The following is a 387-nucleotide window of genomic DNA, read 5'->3' on the forward strand; positions in this document are numbered from 1 at the left end:
ACGTCGACCGGTTTGTCCTCGGCTAACAGCTCGATCAGCTCGCTGTCCACGTCGACCTCGACGGGTATCAGCTCGCTGTCGACCGGCCTCAGCTCGACCGACAGTTCCGTGGCGTCGCTGTCGACCTCCACGTCGACCGGCCTGTCGTCGGCGACCAGCTCGATCAGCTCGTTGTCCACCTCGACTTCGACGGGTATCAACTCGCTGTCGACGGGCCTCAGCTCGACTGATAGCTCGGTGGCTTCGCTCTCGACTTCGACGTCAACCGGCTTGTCGTCGACGACCAGCTCGATCAGTTCGCTGTCCACCTCGACTTCGACGGGCATCAGCTCGTTGTCGACGGGTCTGAGCTCGACCGATAGCTCGGTCGCTTCGCTCTCGACCTCG

General features: G+C 63.0%; 1 protein-coding gene. It reads right to left on the minus strand.

Annotation, left to right across the window (positions count from 1 at the left end; genetic code table 11):
• The coding region (locus U4Y91_RS36640) for a hypothetical protein (protein ID WP_321809134.1) at window positions 1–387 on the minus strand (387 nt) is incomplete at both ends.

It is taken from the genome of Burkholderia sp. BCC1993, assembly GCF_905339865.1.
In the GTDB taxonomy this organism is placed as follows: domain Bacteria; phylum Pseudomonadota; class Gammaproteobacteria; order Burkholderiales; family Burkholderiaceae; genus Burkholderia.